The organism is Gracilibacillus orientalis (assembly GCF_900114645.1).
Classification (GTDB): domain Bacteria; phylum Bacillota; class Bacilli; order Bacillales; family Amphibacillaceae; genus Gracilibacillus; species Gracilibacillus orientalis.
Genome location: NZ_FOTR01000004.1, coordinates 157,985 through 180,616 on the forward strand (window position 1 = coordinate 157,985; position 22,632 = coordinate 180,616).

General features: G+C 34.3%; 29 protein-coding genes. 15 read left to right on the top strand and 14 right to left on the bottom strand.

The genetic code is table 11. The features are described from left to right. Window positions 1–4: 4 nt before the first annotated feature. Entirely contained in the window at window positions 5–874 is an 870-nt protein-coding gene (locus BM121_RS09075) for a hypothetical protein (protein ID WP_091483571.1), read from the bottom strand. 107 nt (window positions 875–981) lie between these two features. On the opposite strand from BM121_RS09075, the gene BM121_RS09080 reads away from it, so the two are divergent. The 4 genes from BM121_RS09080 (at window position 982) to BM121_RS09095 (ending at window position 5,700) form a co-directional block, all read left to right on the top strand. Continuing rightward, the gene (locus tag BM121_RS09080; RefSeq protein WP_091483320.1) at window positions 982–2,442 is read left to right on the top strand and encodes a spore germination protein; all 1,461 of its coding nucleotides are present in this window, start codon (window positions 982–984) and stop codon (window positions 2,440–2,442) included. A gap of 53 nt (window positions 2,443–2,495) precedes the next feature. After that, window positions 2,496–2,687, top strand: coding sequence for a YqgQ family protein (locus BM121_RS09085; RefSeq protein ID WP_091483321.1), 192 nt, complete (start codon window positions 2,496–2,498; stop codon window positions 2,685–2,687). Between the two features lie 12 nt (window positions 2,688–2,699). Then, a complete protein-coding gene (locus BM121_RS09090) occupies window positions 2,700–3,659 on the top strand; it encodes an ROK family glucokinase (protein WP_091483322.1) in 960 nt (319 codons plus the stop codon). Between the two features lie 145 nt (window positions 3,660–3,804). Continuing rightward, entirely contained in the window at window positions 3,805–5,700 is a 1,896-nt protein-coding gene (locus BM121_RS09095; protein WP_091483323.1) for an LTA synthase family protein, read from the top strand. 667 nt (window positions 5,701–6,367) lie between these two features. Here BM121_RS09095 and BM121_RS09100 read toward each other — a convergent pair. Next, window positions 6,368–6,547: a DUF2759 domain-containing protein gene (locus BM121_RS09100; protein WP_091483324.1), complete on the bottom strand. Its 180-nt coding sequence runs from the start codon at window positions 6,545–6,547 to the stop codon at window positions 6,368–6,370. 152 nt (window positions 6,548–6,699) lie between these two features. On the opposite strand from BM121_RS09100, the gene BM121_RS09105 reads away from it, so the two are divergent. Continuing rightward, window positions 6,700–7,323 carry an MBL fold metallo-hydrolase gene (locus tag BM121_RS09105; RefSeq protein ID WP_091483325.1) on the top strand — a complete coding sequence of 208 codons (624 nt, stop codon included), beginning with the start codon at window positions 6,700–6,702 and terminating at the stop codon, window positions 7,321–7,323. 40 nt (window positions 7,324–7,363) lie between these two features. On the opposite strand, the gene BM121_RS09110 is transcribed toward BM121_RS09105, so the two are convergent. From BM121_RS09110 to comGA, 8 genes are all read right to left on the bottom strand, one after another. Beyond that, entirely contained in the window at window positions 7,364–7,606 is a 243-nt protein-coding gene (locus BM121_RS09110) for a DUF2626 domain-containing protein (protein ID WP_091483326.1), read from the bottom strand. A 140-nt stretch (window positions 7,607–7,746) separates the two neighbouring features. Continuing rightward, window positions 7,747–8,100 (bottom strand): hypothetical protein, encoded by a 354-nt coding sequence (locus BM121_RS09115; protein WP_091483327.1) that lies wholly within the window; start codon window positions 8,098–8,100, stop codon window positions 7,747–7,749. Beyond that, entirely contained in the window at window positions 8,066–8,455 is a 390-nt protein-coding gene (locus BM121_RS09120; RefSeq protein WP_175495375.1) for a ComGF family competence protein, read from the bottom strand. The genes BM121_RS09115 and BM121_RS09120 overlap by 35 nt, the downstream gene beginning before the upstream one ends. Window positions 8,456–8,468: 13 nt before the next feature. Next, window positions 8,469–8,813: a type II secretion system protein gene (locus tag BM121_RS09125; protein WP_091483329.1), complete on the bottom strand. Its 345-nt coding sequence runs from the start codon at window positions 8,811–8,813 to the stop codon at window positions 8,469–8,471. Then, the gene (gene comGD / locus BM121_RS09130; protein WP_091483330.1) at window positions 8,800–9,240 is read right to left on the bottom strand and encodes a competence type IV pilus minor pilin ComGD; all 441 of its coding nucleotides are present in this window, start codon (window positions 9,238–9,240) and stop codon (window positions 8,800–8,802) included. The genes BM121_RS09125 and comGD overlap by 14 nt, the downstream gene beginning before the upstream one ends. A 1-nt stretch (window position 9,241) precedes the next feature. Then, on the bottom strand, window positions 9,242–9,550 hold the full coding sequence (gene comGC, locus BM121_RS09135) for a competence type IV pilus major pilin ComGC (RefSeq protein ID WP_091483331.1): 309 nt from the start codon (window positions 9,548–9,550) through the stop codon (window positions 9,242–9,244). Window positions 9,551–9,565: 15 nt separating this feature from the next. Further along, a complete protein-coding gene (gene comGB, locus BM121_RS09140) occupies window positions 9,566–10,615 on the bottom strand; it encodes a competence type IV pilus assembly protein ComGB (RefSeq protein WP_091483332.1) in 1,050 nt (349 codons plus the stop codon). Beyond that, the gene (comGA, locus tag BM121_RS09145; protein WP_091483333.1) at window positions 10,587–11,573 is read right to left on the bottom strand and encodes a competence type IV pilus ATPase ComGA; all 987 of its coding nucleotides are present in this window, start codon (window positions 11,571–11,573) and stop codon (window positions 10,587–10,589) included. The genes comGB and comGA overlap by 29 nt, the downstream gene beginning before the upstream one ends. 111 nt (window positions 11,574–11,684) lie before the next feature. Between comGA and BM121_RS09150 the strand changes: the two genes are divergently transcribed. Continuing rightward, a complete protein-coding gene (locus BM121_RS09150) occupies window positions 11,685–12,182 on the top strand; it encodes a shikimate kinase (protein ID WP_091483334.1) in 498 nt (165 codons plus the stop codon). A 42-nt stretch (window positions 12,183–12,224) separates the two neighbouring features. Next, the gene (locus BM121_RS09155; RefSeq protein ID WP_425432223.1) at window positions 12,225–12,416 is read left to right on the top strand and encodes a YqzE family protein; all 192 of its coding nucleotides are present in this window, start codon (window positions 12,225–12,227) and stop codon (window positions 12,414–12,416) included. Window positions 12,417–12,444: 28 nt separating this feature from the next. Here BM121_RS09155 and BM121_RS09160 read toward each other — a convergent pair whose 3' ends face one another. The 3 genes from BM121_RS09160 to BM121_RS09170 form a co-directional block, all read right to left on the bottom strand. Continuing rightward, window positions 12,445–13,242, bottom strand: a complete 798-nt coding sequence (locus BM121_RS09160) for a YqhG family protein (protein WP_091483336.1) — start codon at window positions 13,240–13,242, stop codon at window positions 12,445–12,447. Beyond that, window positions 13,239–14,891 (bottom strand): DEAD/DEAH box helicase, encoded by a 1,653-nt coding sequence (locus BM121_RS09165; RefSeq protein ID WP_091483337.1) that lies wholly within the window; start codon window positions 14,889–14,891, stop codon window positions 13,239–13,241. Before BM121_RS09165 ends, BM121_RS09160 begins: the two co-directional genes overlap by 4 nt. A 297-nt stretch (window positions 14,892–15,188) precedes the next feature. Further along, complete coding sequence (locus BM121_RS09170; RefSeq protein WP_091483338.1) at window positions 15,189–15,584, bottom strand: rhodanese-like domain-containing protein; 396 nt, start codon at window positions 15,582–15,584, stop codon at window positions 15,189–15,191. A 173-nt stretch (window positions 15,585–15,757) separates the two neighbouring features. Between BM121_RS09170 and mntR the strand changes: the two genes are divergently transcribed. Beyond that, window positions 15,758–16,171 carry a transcriptional regulator MntR gene (gene mntR / locus BM121_RS09175; protein ID WP_091483339.1) on the top strand — a complete coding sequence of 138 codons (414 nt, stop codon included), beginning with the start codon at window positions 15,758–15,760 and terminating at the stop codon, window positions 16,169–16,171. A gap of 69 nt (window positions 16,172–16,240) precedes the next feature. Continuing rightward, window positions 16,241–17,134, top strand: coding sequence for a patatin-like phospholipase family protein (locus BM121_RS09180; RefSeq protein ID WP_091483340.1), 894 nt, complete (start codon window positions 16,241–16,243; stop codon window positions 17,132–17,134). A gap of 21 nt (window positions 17,135–17,155) precedes the next feature. On the opposite strand, the gene BM121_RS09185 is transcribed toward BM121_RS09180, so the two are convergent. After that, entirely contained in the window at window positions 17,156–17,545 is a 390-nt protein-coding gene (locus BM121_RS09185; protein WP_091483341.1) for an SA1362 family protein, read from the bottom strand. Window positions 17,546–17,776: 231 nt separating this feature from the next. Here BM121_RS09185 and BM121_RS09190 point away from each other — a divergent pair, with 231 nt between their 5' ends. The 6 genes from BM121_RS09190 to spoIIIAB all read left to right on the top strand — a co-directional run bounded on the left by BM121_RS09190 (window position 17,777) and on the right by spoIIIAB (window position 22,631). Then, the gene (locus BM121_RS09190) at window positions 17,777–18,256 is read left to right on the top strand and encodes a YqhR family membrane protein (RefSeq protein ID WP_245780780.1); all 480 of its coding nucleotides are present in this window, start codon (window positions 17,777–17,779) and stop codon (window positions 18,254–18,256) included. Window positions 18,257–18,307: 51 nt separating this feature from the next. Next, a complete protein-coding gene (gene aroQ, locus BM121_RS09195; protein ID WP_091483343.1) occupies window positions 18,308–18,742 on the top strand; it encodes a type II 3-dehydroquinate dehydratase in 435 nt (144 codons plus the stop codon). Between the two features lie 14 nt (window positions 18,743–18,756). Further along, window positions 18,757–19,827: a M24 family metallopeptidase gene (locus BM121_RS09200; protein ID WP_091483344.1), complete on the top strand. Its 1,071-nt coding sequence runs from the start codon at window positions 18,757–18,759 to the stop codon at window positions 19,825–19,827. A gap of 21 nt (window positions 19,828–19,848) precedes the next feature. Next, the gene (efp, locus tag BM121_RS09205) at window positions 19,849–20,406 is read left to right on the top strand and encodes an elongation factor P (protein ID WP_091483345.1); all 558 of its coding nucleotides are present in this window, start codon (window positions 19,849–19,851) and stop codon (window positions 20,404–20,406) included. 795 nt (window positions 20,407–21,201) lie between these two features. Then, window positions 21,202–22,119: a stage III sporulation protein AA gene (gene spoIIIAA, locus BM121_RS09215; protein WP_091483347.1), complete on the top strand. Its 918-nt coding sequence runs from the start codon at window positions 21,202–21,204 to the stop codon at window positions 22,117–22,119. Next, window positions 22,116–22,631, top strand: a complete 516-nt coding sequence (gene spoIIIAB / locus BM121_RS09220; RefSeq protein ID WP_091483348.1) for a stage III sporulation protein SpoIIIAB — start codon at window positions 22,116–22,118, stop codon at window positions 22,629–22,631. The genes spoIIIAA and spoIIIAB overlap by 4 nt, the downstream gene beginning before the upstream one ends. Window position 22,632: the final 1 nt, after the last annotated feature.

Consider the following 22,632-nt stretch of genomic DNA (forward strand, 5'->3'; position numbering starts at 1 on the left):
CTCTTTAATTTTCTACGGATAATTGTTGATATAGTGTTTCTAGTTGATTAGCTTCATTAGTAAAAAGTACAATTAAATGATCATTATTTTTATCAATCAAAATAAGAGGCATTATTTGATTGTTAGTTTTGGATTGATTAGCAATAGGTAAAATGTAGTTTTTATACAGTCCTTCCCAAAGTTGTCCGATAATACGATCAGTTTCTTCTTGACTCAATCCACTTATGGGGTGTTCTTGAAATTGAATGATACTTGTTAAAGGATACAAATCATAATCATTTATCTCAATGCTTCCTGTATCAATCCAGTCTTTCCATGCAAATTGCAACTGTTGTGATGTAGTTTTATCAATGGTTTCTTTCCATTCTTGTTGCATATGTGAATTAGGTTCTTGAAACGATTCTAATGCTGTATGTGGAGAATCAATCACATATAAATGATCATTCGACATTCTTTGAATACTTTTAATTTCATCATTTGGATAATGGATTTCACCATGATGGAAACTAATTGCTTGAAAATGACTACTATCACTTTCCTCAAAAACGACTTCTAACTCGATATCTTTCACCGATTCTTTCCATAAACCTTTTATTCCTTTCAGACGACCATCCATATATAAGAGAGAAACATCCTGTCGAAGATAAATTTCTTTGTCTAAACCGCTTCCGGCTGTCCATTTCACCATGTACTGGTCATTCCCTGTTTCTCTAAGTAAATTTAAATTTGTTTCAACAGCAGAAAATGAAATAGAGGAGTCTGGTGGAAAATACGTAATTGCTTCTTCTGTCGTACGTTGCGATAACAATAATAGTAATAAAGCCAACATCATTAATAAGCAAGTAATAATATGTAATTTTCTCGATTTAATCATGATATCCCTCATTTTATTGCTTTCAACTTGTCCAAAATCATCCCGCATTAAACAGCTCATATGGAGTAGACTAAAAATAAAATGTGATGTAGAAAGAGGGAATGAGCATGGAACAAGAGAAGCATTTGTATCATAACTATGAAAAAAATGTTCAATATATACATGATTATTTAGAGATTGATAAAAGCTTTGATCTCATTCACCTAGACGTGGAATACGCTGGAAAAAAGATGGCATTATTTTTAATTGATGGTTTAGTGAAAGATGAAATACTTCATTATCTAATGCGTTTTTTAGCAGAGTTAGAAGAAGGTGATTTAGAAGATCATACGTTGGATAAATTAATTAAAAGAAACATTCCTTATGTAGAAATTGATGTGGAAAAGGATTTGAATAAAGCTGCAGAACTTGTACTAGCAGGTCCTACAGCTCTTGTGGTAGAAGGATTAAATCGTATTATCATGATCGATGCTAGAACTTATCCCGTCAGAGGTCCTGAAGAACCAGACTTGGAAAGGGTTGTTAGAGGCTCGAGAGATGGGTTTGTGGAAACCATTGTTTTTAATACTGCTTTAACAAGAAGAAGAGTAAGAGATAGATCATTACGGATGGAATATACGTCAATTGGTAGAAGGTCAAAAACAGATATTTGTATTTGTTATCTTGAGGATATTGCTGATCCACGCAGAGTAGAAAAATTGAAAGAACACCTGGACAGGATAGATGTAGATGGATTACCAATGGCTGAAAAAACGATTGAAGAGTATTTAAGCGGAAAAACGTGGAATCCATACCCAACAATCAGATATACGGAAAGACCCGATACTGCAGCAGAACATTTGTATGAGGGCCATATATTAGTAATCATAGATGGTTCTCCCAGTGTAATAATAACACCAGCAACTTTTTGGCATCATTTACAACATGCAGAAGAGTATCGTCAAAAACCTTTTATTGGAGTTTATTTGCGAATGGTACGTTTTATTGCTGTATTCGCATCCATTTTTTTATTGCCTTTTTATTATTTATTATCAACTGAAATGGGATTACTGCCTGGAGAATTAGCATTTATTGGGCCCAAAGAGGTTGGTTTGATACCGCTAATTGTCCAATTTCTAGTGGCGGAAGTCGGGATCGATGTATTGCGAATGGCTGCAATCCATACACCATCATCTCTAGCAACAGCATTAGGTTTAGTATCAGCGATTATCATCGGTCAGATAGCAGTTGAAGTGGGATGGTTTTCAAATGAAGTAGTATTATATCTTGCTGCTGTGGTAATGGGTACTTTTGCAACGCCTAGTTATGAATTAAGCTTGGCTAATCGTGTCACAAGAATTATTTTACTCATAATTACAGCAATTTTTGGTTTGAAAGGTTTTATTATTGGAGTAACATGCTATATATTATATTTGACAAACCTCAAAACATTTTATATAGGTTATTTCTGGCCATTTATGCCCTTTGATGCAAAAGCCTTTCTTCAAGTATTAATTCGTCAGCCTGTACCAAACGATAACAAACGACCATCTTTTTTAAATCCACAAGATCCTGACCGTCAAGAATAAATTTTTATTCCTTTTTAGACTTGTCTTTGGTATAATGTTTTAGGTGATATAGAATGGATAATGTCTATGATTTAAGAAAATTACTATTAAAATTTGGAACGATCATCTACATAGGTGATCGTTTAGCTGATTTAGAACTAATGGAAGACGAAATTAATGAACTGTATCAAGTGAAGATGATCACAAAAGATGAGTTTCTTCAGGCAAAAATAATCATCACAACTGAAAAAGAAAAAATAAAATAAAGGGTGGAAATAATGGAGAAGGACTTACTAATTGGCGTTGATATTGGAGGAACAACGGTAAAGAATGCAATTATTTCCAATCATGGTGAACTGATTGCAAAATGGGAAATACCAACGAACTTGGCTAATCAAGGGGAAAATGTTCCGAAAGATATTTGGTCGTCGATTGAGAATAAACTTTCTGAATTAAATGTAAAGAAAGAACGTTGCGCAGGTCTGGGTGTAGGTGCCCCAGGTTTTATTGAGCCAGAAACGGGTAAAGTAGCTATAGCAGTCAATATTGGCTGGGAAAATTTTCAGCTCAAAGAAATTCTAGAAAAATCATCTGGCTTAAACGTATATGTCGACAACGATGCTAATATCGCTGCATTAGGTGAGAATTGGAAAGGTTCAGGTAATCAAGTCGAAAATATGTTAGCAGTGACACTTGGTACTGGCGTTGGAGGAGGCATCATTTCAAATGGCCAGATTGTTAGCGGTGCAAATGGTACTGGCGCAGAAATTGGTCATATAACTGTAGAACAAAATGGTGCAGCATGTAATTGTGGGAGAAATGGCTGTCTTGAAACTGTAACATCTGCAACAGGAATTGTCCGACAGGCAGAGGAATTAATAGCTAAAGGTAAAGCAATTTCATTGAAGAAGCGAAAAGACACAAATGGAGTCATTACGACAAAAGATATATTTGAATTAGCTGCTGCGGGTGATAAAGAAAGTAAGGCGTTATTAGATCATGTATATGATGTACTTGGATTTACATTGGCTGCTGTTGCAATCACAGTTAATCCTGCGAAGATTGTAATTGGTGGTGGAGTTTCAAAGGCAGGAAACGCATTGTTAGAACCATTAAAAAAAGCATTTGGGAAGTATACATTACCACGTACAAATGAAGCTTGTGAATTTGTTATTGCTCAATTAGGTAATGATGCAGGAGTTTATGGTGGTGCGTATCTAGTATTACAAAATAGTTAACAATTATAGATTTATATGAATAATGTAAATTAATTGTAACTTTTTTTAAGATTTATGAAACTTCTGTGTGATGTTTATCGTCTATAATAAATAGAGAGAGAGAAAAATAGAATTAGGGTTGAATCATTTTGAGGAGGATAATCACATGTTAAATAAAAAGCTGCAGATGCCTTTATATGTAATCGCAGCATTATTATTTGGATTGAAAACTTATATCGTGTATCGATTTGTATTTGATATTTCACTAGAAAATGTAATGCAAGAGTTAATTTTATTAATCAATCCATTTATAACTGCCTTTTTCATATTTGTATTAAGTATCTTCTTTAATCAAAGAAGACAATTGAAATATATTAAATATGGGATACTTCTAGGATCAGTGATATTATATTTTAATATCGTTTTTTACCGTAACTTTTCAGATTTTATAACAATACCTCTTTTATTCCAAGGAAGCAATGCTGCTGACCTTGGTACTAGTGTACTAGGTTTATTAAAGTTATGGGATGTTACGTTATTCTTAGATGTTATCATCATATGGGTTCTGGCGAAGAAATACGGATCTGAATTAACAGCATCATTTACTAAAAGATATAAAAAAATGGCTTTTGCCTTATCAATCTTATTTATAATTGGTAACTATGCATTGGCTGAGGCGGAGCGTCCTCAATTGCTCCAGAGAACATTTGACCGGGAATATTTAGTCAAAAATATAGGTGTATTTTATTACCATGTTTATGATGCTGTATTGCATTCAAAATCAAAAGCACAACGCGTGTTTGCGGATGGTAATGAATTAACTGAGATTTCCGATTATATGAAGGAAGAAACAACCACAGATGGTAATGAAGAATTACATGGTATTGCTGAAGATAAAAATGTAATTTTTATTTCACTGGAATCTCTGCAAAGTTTTGTTATAGATAATACGCTTCACGGTGAAGAAGTTACACCATTCTTGAATAGTTTGATTGATGAAAGTTATTATTTTGAAAACTTCTACCATCAAACAGAACAAGGTAAAACATCGGATTCTGAGTTTATTGTGGAAAACTCTTTATATCCATCGCCAAGAGGTGCCGTGTACTTTACGCACGCACAGAATGACTATCATTCCTTACCAGAAATAATGGGCGAGAATGGGTATAATTCAGCTGTATTCCATTCAAATAATAAAAGTTTCTGGAATCGTGATGTGATGTATGACAATATAGGTTATGATCATTTCTATGATGAAAATGCATATGAAGTAACCGATGAAAACTCTGTAGGATGGGGTTTAAAAGATAAGGATTTCTTTAAGCAATCAATTAAATATATGCAACAAATGGAAGAACCATATTACTCAAAGTTTATAACTTTAACGAACCACTATCCGTTTGAGTTAGATGAAGAAGATGCTACAATTGAAAAATATGATTCTAATTCCAATACGTTAAATAGTTACTTCCAAACAGCTAGATATATGGATGAGTCTGTAGAAGAATATTTTGATTATTTAAAAGAAGCTGGGATATATGAAGATTCCATCATTATTTTAATGGGTGATCATTATGGTATCAGTGATTTTCATAAGAAAGCAATGATGCAATATTTAGATAAAGAAGAATATACGGATTATCTGCATGTGCAATTACAACGTGTACCATTCTTTGTTCATATTCCTGGGCAAGATGGTGAAGTGATGTCTAAAATTGCAGGACAAATTGATGTAAAACCTACTATTTTAAATCTATTAGGTATTGATGATAGTAATGATCTATCATTTGGTACAGATCTATTTGACGAAGACCGTAAAGATTTTATTGCACTTCGTGATGGTAGTTTTATTACAGATGATTATGTTTATACGAAAGATCAATGTTATAACCGCCAATCAGGTGAATTGATTGACAGTACGAATCAATTATCTGGTGAAGGTGAAGATTCTGTTTGCCAACCATATGAGGAACAAGTTAATAAAGAATTAAATTACTCAGATGAGATTATTTTCGGAGATCTATTCCGTTTCAATGACTTTGAAAATGAAAGCAATAAATAAGCTATAAAGGGATGAACTGATATCAGTTCATCCCTTTTCTAATAATTAAAGAAAGTATAAAATCCTTGGTATAACAGCGTTTTGTCTTATAGAAGCGAAATAAATAAAGAGTGTTTTGAAAGGTATAGAGTGCTGGGCACAGCTCCGGAAAAATGCTTCGCTTTCCGCGGGCATGGCTTCAGCTAATTTTTTAAAATAAAATTCATTTTATTTTAAAAAATGGATCTTCAGCTCATGCATTCTCGCGCCGTGAGTCTTCGCATTTTTCCTACGCTTTAAGGATAGGCTCTACACCTATGGTGACAGCTAATATTTTGGCTTTTTATAGCGATAGAAAATAGGGTTCTACATGATGCAGTAAACGCAAAAATGATTCTATATAATAAGTTGTAGAACATAACAATAGCGCAGGCCGACCGTTTCGACTCCTGGGGAATTAGCGTGATCTGAAGATCCACTTTGAAAAGCGTTTTCCTTTTCAAAGTTAGCTGAAGAGCATGCCCCCGGAAAGCGAAACGGTCAGCCGAAGCGGTTGCCGTAGCAGATGAAAACATTTCATCATTTCTAACTTGGTTAGAGAACATTATCCTGGTTTATAAACGAAAGGACCAGGTGGGCTTTCCCGGTTTTTCTAATACACAAAAAAACGCCTTTATAAAGGCGTTTTTTAGCTTTGGAATAATGGTCGAATTAATTCCCAATATAGAGTTGCAATAGAAAAGAATCCGAATACTAATACAGAGATAGCTGCAAAAGCTACACCAAACATATTTTTGGTTTTCAATTCACGAACCACTGCAAAGGCACATAAAATCGCTACCACAAGAATAATAAATGCTAATTCCATTTTAATCCCCCTTACCTAAGTTCCATCCATTTTCATTTTTCATTATCAACTATTAACGTTATAATATGTATATAAAGTGAATCCATACTTATTTTAAAACAAAAAGAACGATTTGTCTATTAAAATATAGAGGAAAAGGAGTCGTACATAATATGAGAGTAGAGCAGATGCCTTTAGGTCCATTAGCAACCAACTGCTATATAGTATCATTCGAAGAACAAGCCATTATCATCGATCCTGCTGGTGATGGAGATAAGATTATCAATAAAGTTATAGAAATGGAAGTGCAGCCCCTTGCTGTTCTATTAACACATGCACATTTTGATCATATAGGTGCATTAGAGCATGTTAGAGATCATTACCAAATCCCTGTATATATTCATGAACTGGAGAGCACATGGTTAGAAGATCCAAACCTGAATGGGTCATCATTATTTGATGTCGGTCAAGTAAAGGCAAAAAAAGCTGACCATTTTCTGCATAATAAAGTGTATCAATTTGGAAGTATGTCCATAGAAATTCGTCATACACCTGGTCATTCACCAGGTGGGGTAGCTTTCGTCTTTCATGATGAGCAATTTGTTATTGGTGGAGACAGTTTATTTGCTGGAGCAATCGGTCGAACTGATTTACCGGGAGGAAGTTTTGAACAATTGGAGGAGAGTATCAGAGAGCAATTTTATACTTTACCGGACGAGTATATCGTATATCCTGGCCACGGTTCGGAAACGAGTGTGAAAAAAGAAAAAGAAACGAATCCATTCGTTCAATCATAGTCAAAACGCTCTGATCCTAAAAGATCAGAGCGTTTGTCATTTAATGACCAAAACCAGGAACAAGAATGAAGTTGGTATAGAAGGTAAAGCCTATAAAGAAAACTGTGCAATAAGTAGCAAATAAGTACATATACATTCTTTCAGACAATTTTAAATACCCGACACCAAGGAAAAAGATCGTTTGTGCAAGGAATAAATATGCCATTGTTTCCATATCACCAACATAAAACATTACTGTGAATATACCTGTCCAAAAAGCAAGCATACGGAAAACTCGATCCATTGTTCCCCCTCCTTTTTAAATCACTATGTATCAAACATATTATATACGAGTATTGCAAAAATGTAAATTATTCTAAGTTGTTAAAATAAAATTTTTCTTCTTTATTCATAATATGTTTGAATTTAGAACATTTTATACATTTAATCAGGAATTTCAACATGTACTTCTCTATAGCCACCTGTATCCGTGCTCATTTTAATTATATATATATTCCGGTCCTGCTCATTTGTGGGTATTGTGATATTTATAGTTCCATCAGGAAATGTATAAGAATAGGGTGGTGCTTCCTGTTCTTCAAGTATAGATGCATATGCTTTCTGATAGAGCATTTCCAATTTGTACTGTTCGTCATTTAACTGGTGTATTCTTTTCTGATTTTGGATTTGTTGAATCTGATGATACGTAAATAACAATAATAGTAAAATGAAAAAGCTTGTTAATGGAAAAATATATCCTTTCTCATTCCTGAGCTTTTTTGAGTAATATTTTTTCAATTTGTTCACCACTATCTGTAATAAGTTCTATAGCAATATCATCTCCACTGTCTGTTAAGTTAAAGTCTTTTATGTTCCGTAATATTTCTTCATGTCCACGGCTATTAACTCGCCTGCGTATTTTATCATTGTGATAGGAGATAGTGACTAAATCACCATTGGTTTGCATAAAATGAAGCTGATTATTTTTTGTTTCAATCGATAAGGCTGTCTGGGATTCAAATTCGATTACATGATGAAAATGATAAACCATTGGCAACTGTTCCTTTTCATCATGTGTCCACATAAGTAAAATCTGTGTGTACCATGATACTAATATAAATAAGAATAGAAGCGTCAGTAATGATTCCAGCAATATATAACCTCTTTCATTGAGGCATTGCATATTGACATATCGTTGTTTTCTTTTGTTTAACATTATTCCAGCTGACACATCCTTCTATCAATGAGCTTGAATATGTGATAGTTAGGGTCAATGGTGAATTAGTAATATCTTTGTATATTTCCGAACCTTGGATTGAATTTCCTAACAACGCTTCATGCATTTTGTTGGAGAGAAAATAGGTTGCTTTATCCTCTTCTCTGATAAGTTTTTTCTCGATTATTAGCTGATGTTGAATCGGCAATAAAGTAAGACAAGCTGTGAAAAAAATCATAATGGAAAGCAGGGTCTCTAACATGTAGAAACCTGCTTGGTTTTTATGTCGTTGCATCATAACATCTGCCTTTGCCGAATGGGCATGTGATATAAAAAGTTTGAAACTTTGTTTTAATTCGCATGGTACCGGGCTTTTTTATATTACCTTTATGAGAAAATTCAATGGGGAGATCCAGAGTGTTTGGTTCCACGATCCAATGTTCCGGATAAGTACGAACGAATACTTTAGTTCCAAATCCACCCTGACGAATGAGATAACGGTTTTGTTGCCGGTCAAAATGAAGATAAAAATTATCATTCTGAGAGAGCGAGAGTTGCTGTAAATAAAGAATGTCCTGATGAAATTGTTTGATAAACTGTTTGTACTGTAGGGTTTCATACGTCCTTATTGCATAACTGCCACTTATAGCTAGAATAAGGGAGCTCAAAGCCAACGCAATTAAAAGTTCTGTTAAGGTGAATCCTTTATGATTATAAAACATCTTAATTGATTTCCCGCGTTCTTAAGCCATCTTTTGCATTGTTATATTCTATAATAGTGTTACCATTATCACATTGTAATGTTTCAATATATTCTCCTTCTAATTCACTAAGGTTATCAGGCTTATTTCCATTATCCAGTTCATATGAAATTAATTGATTCTCGGCCATTTGTAACAATGCATCACAACCTTGTTCATTTATATTTTCACTTTTATTCGCTAAATTAGGTATAAATAAAATTAACAGGATACTTATCACAGCTAGGACAATTAACATTTCTATCAAGGTAAAACCTTTATTATTTTTCATTATTTTGTTCTCCTTTTACATGTAATTCATATAGTCAAACATCGGCAGCATTAAAGCTAAATAAACAAAAACAATAAATACAGCTAAAATACATAATAAAAATGGTTGTAAAAAACTGATCCACTTTTTTAGATAACTTTCGATTGATAAAATTAAATGTTCTGCGTAAATGTTAAGTTCTTTTTGAAGCTGGTCTTGATTTCGATCTTTCGACATTATTTGGGTTAATTGATCTTGTAATAATTGGCACTGGGGTAATATGGTGGAATAGTCATAGCCTTTTGCTAAATGATCACTAATGATAGTGGCATAGTAATGGATCAAATCAGCTTTTTGTTCTGATTTAATGACATCTAAGCTATCTTTTATGGTGAGTCCACTTGTTAGCAAACTGGAAAGGTGAGTAACCAATAGATAAGTGATCTGCATTCTCTTGTATTTGCTATAAATTGGGGTTCGTATAATAAGTTGGATCTTTGATTCGATCGTTATCTGTTGTTTCATAGTGATGCTGCATATGGTTAGAAAAATGGCCAACAATAAAACTGAAATTGTACCATAATAAATCATGTTAATGGCAATTTCTGCATTTTGAAAGACACCCGTGATATTTTTATTAGAACCAAGTAATTGTGAAAATGATGGAAAGATCGAATTTTTCATGAAGTAAAGAATCAATAAAAAGAAAATGAAGAGAAAAAGTGGATAACGTGAAAGTTTGCTCAGTTTCGACATAAATTCTTTTCGTTGCTTCAGCATTTGACAACAATGCTGTAATCCTTTTGAAAGGTTGCCATGTTGAATTGCAATGTTTAAGAAACTGATTATTTCTGGATTAAAGTGCACTTGTTCTAACGTTTCGGTAAAAGTTTCTCCACGCTCTAAAGCTTTTTTAATCGTAGTTACAATCGCAGTGTATTGTTTATCCCACATTAAAACATCCAAAGCATCATTAAGACTGTAACCATGGCGAAATAGTTGTTCAAAACGGTATAATATCTGATATTGATCGTGAGTGGAAAGTTTATGTTTCCACTTAAAGATTTTTGATAAAACCATAAGCATAGGCTTTTCTCCTTAAATGATCAAAACGAAAGGATTCAACGCAAGGTTTCTCCTGAAGTATTTGACGAATATGCTGTAGTTCCAAAATTTCTAGTATTGCTGCTCTTCGGTTAGCCAGTTTGCTTAAATCAAGTGATAATAATTGCATGGAAGCCACCGCCATTAAATTATGTTCTATATCAATCGGTTTGATGCCCATTTCGAGCAGTCGGTGAATCGTACCCTGTGCACTGTTGGCGTGTAATGTTGATAAAACTAAATGTCCTGTATTCGAAGCGCGGAAAGCAAATTTCGCAGTTGTTTGATCTCTAATCTCCCCAACCATTATAATATCTGGATCATGTCGTAATGCTGCTTTTAAACCCACATCATACGTCATACCTGCTTTCTCATTAATCTGTACTTGCAACACATTATCTAATGGTTTCTCGATTGGATCCTCTAACGTTATTGTTTGATAGTGATTTGTCTCCATAAATGCTTTGATAATAGCATATAAAGTTGTCGTCTTTCCTGATCCTGTAGCACCTGTAAGTAAAACGAGACCTGATTGAAAATATAACCAACTTTGAATGATTTGGAGTTGTTGAGGAAACAAAAATAATTGATGCAAGGAATGTGTGTTTTGTTGGGGTAAAAGCCGGATAGCTAAGCTTTCTAAGTTATTAGCCGGTAATGTAGATAAACGCAATGAATATGTTTGATTCTGGTATTGGTAATGAATTGTTCCTTGCTGTGGAGTTCTATTTTCACCAATATCCATTTTTCCTGTAAACTTATAATAAGAAATGATCATCATATATTGTTTTTTGGTTAATGACGTGTGAAAATTTCGCTTACCATTGCATCGAAAGAAAATTTGGATATCACTAGTTTGGGGGATAAAGTGGATATCTGAGGCATGAGCCTCGATCGCAGCCTGAAGAATACGATTGGATATGGCTGAAGCATTATTCAAATAATCATTCACCTCCATTTTTTATCATGGTACAATACTTATATTCGACATCAATTGGTTAATTCCTGCAAAATACAAAAAAGTTTTCAAAAAATGTGGAGGACGTTAAATATGAGAAGCATTTATTTAGTCGGTTTTATGGGTAGTGGAAAGACAAGTATTGCAACACATCTGCAATCAGAATTAAAATGGACTGTTCAAGATACTGATCAAATGATTGAGGACTATTATCAGATGAACATACCATCCATATTTAAAGAAAAAGGGGAAGAAACATTCAGAGAATACGAAACAAACATTTTACATCAAACAAATATAAAAAAGACAATTGTTGCTACAGGTGGGGGAATAATTGAAAAAGAAGTAAACCGGGAATGGTTACAAACGAATGGGACTGTTGTTTTTCTGCAAACGTCCTGGGAAGAAATAGAACGAAGATTAGTGGAGGACCATTCACGTCCGATATGGAACAATCAATCACGAGATAAACAAAAGCTACTGGAAGAGCGATTACCAAAATATTTTGAAGTGGCAGATTACATAATATATACAGATAGTAAAAGTGTTGAGGAAATAGCCACTGAAATTATTTCACAAATCAATGCATAAAAAAATGATTGTTGGAAAAAATGACAGTAAAATGATAAAGGTGTGATTCTGTTGGCTAGCAATGAATATGTGAAATACATGACACAAAGAATTGTGAAATATATGGATACACCGAAAGATGAACGGAAAAAACTAAAAGACGAAAGAAAACAACAGGAGATAACATACTCTAATAAATGGTTCGGTGTGTTGCCATTTGCGTTTCGGCTTTTCATTCAAAAAAGAAAAGACTAAAACATCAGTAGTCAGAGCTACTGATGTTTTAGTCTTTTATAATAAGTTGACTGGCTTCTTCAGTCAAATAAAACAGTCCTGCATTAATAATTTCTATTTCAATACGGGGTTGTAAGCGTTCGGTTAGTCTTTCTTGTTCTTTCTCAAGAATTTCTTTATTTTCTTCCTGTTGATGAAAGAAATAGTCCAGTAATTGTATTTCTTCATTTAAAGCATCTGTGGATTGTTTTACCCAACCCATATCTTCTTCAAGTAACTCATTTTCCAAATAGTGAAAAATCCTTCTAAACCCACTAACAGGTTTTATAATGGGTGAGATAGTAAAACTGTAATCACTCATTCTACGATCCATTGATAATCCATCCATATGGTTCATCATATCAGTTTTCATCACACCATTAATTAATTGAACTCCAATTGAATGGACGGATTCTTTTTTTTGTTTTCCGCAATAATGAACCATAATATTAGTAACTAACCAAGGATGTAGTGCAGTTTTTGTATCACCATCAGTTTCTTCATATAAAATGGTGAAACGGGCATTTGTTTTAATGTGATGGAATATTTGTTGAAGACGTGGACTTCCAAAATGAATCCATTCTCTGTTGTTATCTTTATTTTCTGTGCTTGTATCTAAATATAAGGACATCGGTTCTCCTTGACGGCCGATTTTGTCCATATAGTGCCAATAAAAGGGGCGATTCATTAATACCTGATCTAATTCACGATTAAGTCTTATTGTCATTTCCGTTTGGTTTTCTGTAAGAACTTCACAATCATGAATGGTAAAGTATTGATGTAAGAAGTTGTGTAAATTAGTAATCATAGTAAATTCTCCTTGGCTTCGTCGGCTTGTTGATAAGATTGAATCACAGATGTTAAATTGTTTAACTTTATTTTAGATTCGCCAACCGATCTAGACTCTTCAAAAATCTGTTCTACTTCTCTTTCTAGATTGGGAAGATGCAAATCACTTAGAATTTGTTCAAGATTACCGATGACATTCTCGAATAAATGAATTTTATTGTACAACAAATTCATTACATGTTCATCCACTGTATTTTTTAAGGCAAAATTATAAATTTTTACATCGTTTTCCTGGCCAAAGCGATGGATTCTTCCAATTCTTTGTTCAAGACGCATTGGGTTCCAAGGCAAATCATAGTTAATTAAACGATGGCAAAATTGAAGGTTTATTCCTTCTCCGGCAGCTTCTGTTGCGATCATAACTTGTGCGTGATGTTGAAACAACTGACGCATCCAATCTTTTTTGCCTTTTTTAAATCCCCCTCGATAAATGACAGATGGAATCTTTTCTTGTTGTAAGAGCCACTGCAAATAAATTTGGGTAGCACGGTATTCTGTAAATACAATGAATTTTTCATCTGATGATTTGAGTAACTCTACTAATTTTAATGCTTTAGCGTGATGTGGCAGTTGCTCAATAGATGATAATAATTCGTTTGTTTCTGGAAGTTCAACGTTGTCCTGTTGCTGCACCCATTTTTTTATGGAAAGGTAACAAGCTTCACGAGAGCTACAGAATTCCCTTACATAGGTGATGGCAGAAATAGCCGTGTTATGTTTAAAAAATCGTTCAACATGATGATAAGTATCCATCTCTTGGTCTGTAAAAGGCACCCAAATGGTTTCAATTTCACGCTTTGTCCAATGAACTCCTGTATCAGCTCTTCGGTTACGGACCATTACTTTACTGATTAATTGTTTTAAATAAGGATCTTCATCCACTTTTCGTTTTTCTTCTCGATGTTGTTTGATGAAGTCATCATAAGTTCCAAGATAGCCTGGTTTTAATAGACTGATTAAATTAAAGATATCGGTTAATTTATTTTGAACAGGTGTAGCGGTTAATAACAGGCAATATTTTTTGGATAACTGTTGGACAAAGTGAAAATTTTTTGTTTTATGGTTTTTTAATTTGTGTGCTTCATCGACAATAACAAAGTCATAGTCCTGTTCAAGAATTGTTTGACGATGCCTAGCTGATTTAGCTGTATCTAATGTACTAATCAGAATATTAGTATTTTGCCAATCGACACGTTTTCCAGACGTCACTGTAGGGATTAGAAATTTCTGATTCAATTCCAATGCCCACTGGTTAACAAGTGAAGCTGGAACTAAAATAAGCACTTTTTGAACTAAACCTCTTAACATATACTCTTTTAAAATCAAACCAGCTTCAATTGTTTTCCCTAAGCCAACCTCATCTGCTAACAAGGCTTTGCCGTTCATATGTTGAATGACTTTTTCAGCACATTTTATTTGATGTGGTAAAAATTCTAAATGTGGTAAAAACTTAGGTGCGACAAGATCTTTGAAACTAGGTACTTTCATGGTTTCAGCAATTTGATAAGATTGCTTAAATAATTGCCAATCTGCTAACTGAGACGGGGTTTTGATTGCTTCCTCATACTCTTGTATAAATGTTTCATCTCTCAAAATTGGTATACTCATAACACCCATCCTATCATTGATACATGTTGTATTGTTATTGTGGTCAGATTAGCCAGAGTTATACATATTGATTGTCAAGAATTTCTTTAGTTAAAGAATATTAAATAACACTCTCTACAAAAAAGAATGGAAGGGAGCAAATCCTATACAGAGTTATTTCGTAGTTTATGTTTACTGTGGTTGGTGGTATAAAAAGAGAATGTATAACAATGGGGAATTAATGAAAATCAGTAAATTTACGTTAACATTTGCTTGTCATGTAAATAAAAAAGTCGAGTGTAGACACTCGACTTTTGCTTAATAATCTAATTTTTTGGTTTTCTTAATTTTGCCTGTCCATTTTTTATATCCGCCTTGTAATTGATAGAGGTCTTTATATCCTTGTTTATTAAGGATTAATGCCGCTCTCGTAGAACGTGAACCATTCTGGCAATATAAGTAAACAGGTTTATCTTGCCTTAATTCTGTTAAACGCTGTTTTAATTGAGTTAGAGGAATGTTTCTGGCACCAAGAATGTGACCACCGTCATATTCCTTCGGTTCTCTTACATCAATAAGCTGTGCTTTACGATAACCTTCACGAAATTCATTTTCCGATAATGGTTTTAGTATTTTTTTTTGTTTGAAATAGCGGTATACGGTAAATAAAATAAAGGCAATTAATATACCGATTAGAATGTATAATTCTGTCATTTTTGAATCCCCCAATGTTTTTCTAAAAAATCCTCTAAAAAGGATTATACCATTTAATAGTGTGAAATAAAGAAAAAAATTTTAAAGATTGGATTTTAAGAGATGTCTTGTCTCACCTGTGATTCTATTGTATGCTTTTATTTACATAATATATATAGTAATGGAGGATGTATATGCCTACACCCACAATGGAAGATTACATAGAACAAATTTATATACTCATGGAAACAAAAGGGTATGCAAGAGTTTCAGCAATAGCTGAAGCTTTACAAGTACAACCGTCATCTGTGACGAAAATGGTACAGAAATTAGATCGGGATGCCTATTTGAATTATGAAAAGTATCAGGGGCTTATCTTAACTTCGAAAGGAAAAAAAGTAGGGGAAAGATTAGTATATAGACATGAATTATTGGAAAAATTCCTAAGGATCATTGGTGTTGATGAAAAAAATATTTATACTGATGTTGAAGGAATAGAGCATCATCTCAGCTGGAATTCAATAGATCGTATTGGTAATCTGGTGCAATTTTTAGAAGATCCTGAGCGCTCCAAGGAATTAAAGGATTTTCAGTCTAAAAAGGATTAGGTTAACAAGTTCTATCTACTGGTACAAATGTATATATATAATGTGATACCAGTTAGATAGGGTGATATCATGAAAATTGATGGGGTTTTCTCAGGTGGTGGTGTTAAAGCTTTTGCGTTTTTAGGTGCGATCCAGGCATTTGAAGAAAAGAACATACAATTTGAAAGAGTCGCTGGTACATCTGCAGGAGCCCTCTTTGCTACGTTGATTGCGGCTGGTTATACAGCAAAAGAAATGAAAGAGATTTTTTTAGAGTTACCCCTTGAAAATTTCCTTGATCAATCGAAATGGAGTAGTTTGCTTCCTTTTTTAAAATGGTTAACTTTATATAACACCATGGGATTATATCGAGGTAATTATTTTGAAGATTGGTTGAATGAAAAATTGATGGAGAAAGGTTTGTCTTCTTTTTCAGATCTGCCACCAGGGAAATTAAAGATCGTTGCTGCAGATTTAACGTTAAATCGTGTTGTGGTATTTCCGAATGATCTGATGAAAAATTATCATATAGAAGCAGATTATTTTTCTATCTCGAGAGCAGTTCGTAGCAGTATCTCCATACCTTATTTTTTTCGTCCTTCTAAAATTATCAATCCTCTCACAAGACAAAAAAGTATTATTGTCGATGGTATGATTTTAAGTAATTTCCCATTATGGTTATACGATCGAGGTAATAAAAAGCGAGATCGCCCGATCTTAGGTTTGCAATTAACAGACCCTGCACAATATTATTATAATCAGAAAATCAAGAATGCTATTGATATGTTAAAGGCAGTGATAGGTACGATGAGAAAAGCCTATGATACAAGATACATTGCAGAAAATGTAGCGAAAGACATTTTGTTTTTTCCTATCGATGATGTAAGTGCTACAGATTTTGATATTACATTGGATAAAAAGCAAGAATTAATGGAATTAGGGTATCAACGGACGATGCAATTTTTATCTAAGTGGTCCTTATAAAAAAAGAACAGAGCGCACGTATTATAACGACGCTCTGTTCTTTTTCTTTTGTTTATTACCCTCGATAACCCTCAAGTGTGTGTGATTTTTTCTAGTTTTTAATGGTCGAGGTGATTTCTTAGTTGCTACATTATGTTTGATAGGGCTAGGTTGCATACGATTATTATTTTGTTGGTATTTATATTTTTGTTTCGATTGTTTCACAGCTTTACGATATTTTCTGAGTTCATTAGGTGTTCGTCTTCTTAAAAAGAAGAAGTACACTAAACCAAACATTGCTGCACCGATTAACAAGGATATAAATAGGAATTTTAGTAAACCGAGTGTGTCAGTAATTAGGAATGAGATAAAACCGAACACAGCTAAACCGATTAATGCATAAACAACGATAGAACCTATGTTTCGATTCATTTTAGCTTCCTCCTTTACATAAAGTATACACGAATTAAAGTACTTTCTATAGTTATACCCGTTATTTGCTGGATTTTATACAAGAAATTTAAAATTACTTTAAACAATGGTATTAAAGCGCTTTATTTTTATTGTATTAGAAAGAAAGCAAAATAACTAGAGTTTAAGGACATTTAGCATGAAAAAATTGATTTTGGTTAGCCTATTTTTGAGGTGATAATATTGAGACGTGTGAATCATAGAAAAAATCAACATGATGAAATTTCTTTAATTCCAAAAACAATTAGTATTGGAATTTTTGGCGGGCTTATCTGGGCGACAGTAGCTGCGGTTGCCGGTTACTTTAGCTTTACGAAGGTAACTCCCAAAAGTTTTGTGTTACGGTCATGGTTGCAAACAAAATGGTCTGATCAATGGCTAGGGGAAGTTATTTCAATATGTATTATTAGTTTATTATCCATTGGATTAGCATTATTATATTATGTTGTATTAAAAAAGTTTCCAGGAATATTACCAGGTATAATGACGGGAATTGTCTTATGGTTTATTATTTTTTGGTTATTTGAACCGATTTTTACCAATATACCACCTTTTTATGAATTAGATAGTGATACAGTGGTTACTACGGTTTGTTTATTCATTTTATATAGTGTGTTTATCGGGTACTCTATTTCTTTTGCTTATCAGCAGCACAGGGGTGAAAATAATTAAATAACTATGTTAATATAGTGAAGAAAGCTTGTTGGAGATGGAGTGAAGGAAATGGGAAAGTTACTTTTATTAAATGGACCGAATTTAAATCGTTTAGGTAAAAGAGAACCAGATGTATATGGCAGTGAAACATTAGAGGATATTGAGAAAAAAGTACGAAGTGTGCTGGAACCATATCAATATCAATTAGATTCTAGCCAATCCAATCATGAGGGAGAATTAATTGATTGGATCCATGAGGCAGAAGGAAAATATCATGGGATCATTTTTAATCCCGGGGCATATACACATACTAGTATTGCGCTAAGAGATGCAATCAGCTCTATTACAGTTCCAGTTATCGAGGTACACATATCTAATGTACATAAGCGAGAGTCATTTCGTCATACTTCCATGTTAGCTCCTGTTTGTAGCGGTCAAATTGTAGGTTTAGGTACAAATGGATATCGTTTAGCAGCGATGTATTTTTTAGAAAGTAATTTATAGAAAGGGAGTTTGGGATGAAACGTCTTGAGAAATTATGGAATTTATTAAAACATGAAAGAATGGATGGCTTATTAATAACCAGTCCGGTTAATATTCGATACCTCACTGGTTTTACTGGCACCTCAGGTGTAGCACTTATTACCAATAACGATGCTTTCTTTGTTACTGATTTCCGCTACACTGAGCAAGCGAGTGATCAGGTTATAGGGTTTGACATTAAGGAACATAAAGGACCAATTCAAGACGAAGTCGCAGAATTAGTAAAGTCATTGTCAATCGAATCTGTTGGGTTTGAAAAAGAGGGCATGACTTACGGTCTGTATGAAAAATATAATAAAGCAGTAAAAGCAAACTTGATTCCCTCAGGCGGATTGATTGAGAAATTACGCTTGATTAAAGATCAAGATGAGATTAGTATAATAAAAGATGCTTGTAAAATTGCCGATGATGCGTTTGACCATATTTTAGATTACATAAAACCGGGAGTAAAAGAGATCGACATTTCCAATGAATTAGAATTCTTTATGAGAAAGCAAGGCGCTACTTCATCAAGCTTTGATATTATAGTAGCCTCCGGTTATCGTTCTGCATTACCGCACGGTGTAGCATCATCAAAAGAAATTCAGTCAGGCGAATTAGTAACATTGGATTTTGGTGCGTTATATGAAGGATATGCTTCAGATATTACGAGAACGATTGCCGTTGGGGATATATCAGAAGAATTAGCGACGATCTATAATACAGTTCTTGAAGCACAAGTAAAAGGTGTAGAAGGAATAAAAGCGGGAATAACTGCAAAACAAGCTGATGCCTTAACAAGAGACCATATTGATCATAAAGGCTACGGCAAATACTTTGGTCACTCTACAGGCCATGGACTGGGACTAGATGTGCATGAAATGCCCGGACTATCATTTCGCTCTGATGCTGTGTTGGAACCGGGGATGGTAGTAACTGTTGAACCAGGAATCTATGTTCCAAACGTTGGTGGATGCCGCATTGAAGATGACATTATAATAACCGAAGATGGCCATGAACGATTAACACATTCACCTAAGGACTTAATTCGCTTACCAGTATCGTAAACATTTTAGAGGAGGAATTAGATGATTTCAGTAAATGATTTTAAAACAGGTTTAACAATAGAGGTAGATGGAGGTATTTGGCAAGTAATGGATTTCCAACATGTGAAACCGGGTAAAGGTGCTGCATTCGTTCGTTCCAAATTGCGAAACCTCCGTAGCGGTAATATTCAGGAAAAAACGTTCCGTGGTGGGGAAAAAGTAAACAGAGCACATATTGAAAATCGTAAAATGCAATACTTATATGGTTCTGGTGATACCCATACATTTATGGACACTAAGTCATTCGAACAAACAGAGCTCCAAGCAGATCAGATTGAACGAGAACTACAATTTATTAAAGAAAACATGGAAGTAAATATTTTAACATATGAAGCAGAAACTATCGGAGTAGAATTACCTAATAACGTTGAACTCACTGTAACAGAAACAGAACCTGGAATAAAAGGTGATACAGCGAGTGGAGGAACCAAGCCAGCAACACTAGAAACAGGTTTAATAGTTCAAGTACCTTTCTTTGTTAATCAAGGAGATGTATTAGTAATCTCTACAGCAGAAGGTAAATATATTTCCCGCGCTTAATTTACTACATAGGAACCATAACTACTAAGTGATAATCACTTAGTAGTTTTTCTTTTATTGACAAACTTTATCCAAATAGATCCATTATTATCTAGTAAGCACATAATCGTGAACAGAAACCATAAACTGCGCAGTAACTCTATAAAGAACTTCCTTCCATTCTGCATTTTGATGATTGCTACAATACGCGCTACGGCAAGATACTTCGCTTTCCACGGGCACGGCCTTAGCCTCCTCAGAAAACAAAGAACGTTTTCTTGCGGGGTCTTCGGCTCGCGCTGTTCCCGTAGGAGTCTACGTATCTTGCCTCCGCTTTGCGTAGTGTTCTGATTATCGAAAAAAGAGAACTATGGAATGATATTCTATGGATTTCTTCTTGCATGATAAAAATGCACACTAAGCTGCGGAAAAATGCGACACTCCTGTGGGAACAGCGCGAGCTGAAGATCCCGCAGCGAACGTATGTGAGCGAGGAAGCTGAAGCCGTGCCCACGGAAAGGGAGTATTTTTCCGCAGCGATGTCTAGCACTCCATTTCCGAAAGAAAGGAGGCTTACCAAAGAAAATTTTCACTAGTGCGCAGTTTGTATCTACTACGTAATATGAGGTATGGAATCGGGCAGTTTATTGTCCGGTTTTTTTGTTTTATGAGTTCATAGATTATGGTATACGGGTTTTTGACGTATGGACTTGGGAAGACTTAGTTTTTCTAATGCTCTTATCTATCTTTGGTTATATCTACTAGTGGCTCGCATAGAATGTTTATAGAAATAGCTTATGAAAAGAGGAAATGTTTATGGATAGTGTTTTAAAAATACTTCCGAGCCACATCTCTGAACAAATTGACTTTTTTCTAGGTAAGGAAGAGATAGATATACAGGAGATTAGACTAAGAGTGAATCAACCAGTTGAGTTAAATGATGGCAAGGATGTGACGTGGTTAAAACAGACATTTTTTAGCCAATCAGATGCAAAAATGTTCCTCAACAAAATTAGTGACTTTTCTTTATATCGACTAGAAGAAGAGTTGAGACATGGATTTATTACTATTCAAGGTGGCCACCGAATTGGTATTTCAGGTTCTGTCATATTAGAAAATAAACAAGTAAAGGCGATACACCATGTGAGTTCCTTTAATATAAGGATTGCAAAACCTCAATTCGGTATCATTCAGCCTTATCTATCTTATCTTATGACAGATACCGTTCAAAACACATTAATTATAGGTCCACCGCAATCAGGGAAAACAACATTTTTAAGAGATCTTGCGAATTATTGTGCAAGTGCTAGTTCAAAGCTCGAACTTAAAACAGCGATTGTCGATGAACGATCTGAAATATGTGCTTCTATCAATGGTGTCCCACAGCATTTATTAGCACCAAGAATTGATGTACTAGATCGCTGTCCAAAGGCGGAGGGAATGATGATGTTTGTTCGCTCCATGTCACCTGATGTCATTATTGTTGATGAAATTGGAAGTGAGCGGGATGCGGAAGCTATTGATGAAGTCATCCATGCGGGTGTTCAACTAGTTTGTACCGTTCATGGTAGGTCATTGTCTGATATTAGCAAACGACCAACGATTCAAAATTTACTGCGGAAAAACATATTTCAGCGATTTGTTGTCCTTTCCAATCAGCGTAAAGCAGGAGAAGTTACAGAAATTTCAAATGATAAAGGACAACCTCTTTATCAGAGAAGTGTGATGTTATGATCAAGTTTCTGGCGTGTGTATTCATCATAGGATCTTTAACCTGGATTGGACATGAGTATGCCAAAAACCTTGCTAACCGACCCAGGTTCATTAGATTGTTCAAAAATGCATTACAAATCCTGGAGGCTGAAATTGTCTATAGTCAGGCAACCATTAAAGAGTCTTTAACTTCTGTATCTGAACAGATACCAAACCCGATTTCCACTCTTTTTAAAAATATTGCAGGAGATATTCAACAGGATAAAGAACAGCTCTATCCTATTTGGGAAAAACACGTGGATAAGTTTTATAACAAACATCCACTACAATTAGAAGACAAAGAAATTCTTCAACAATTTGGCAGAACGTTGGGACAGCATGATATTATCCAGCAACAAAAATATATTCGCTTAACGATTAACCACTTAGAAAGAAAGCTGACAGAGGCAGAAGAAAGGAATCATCGCTATGGGAAAATGTCAAGAAGTGTTGGATTTCTGGTTGGTACATTTATCGTTTTACTCTTGCTATAGA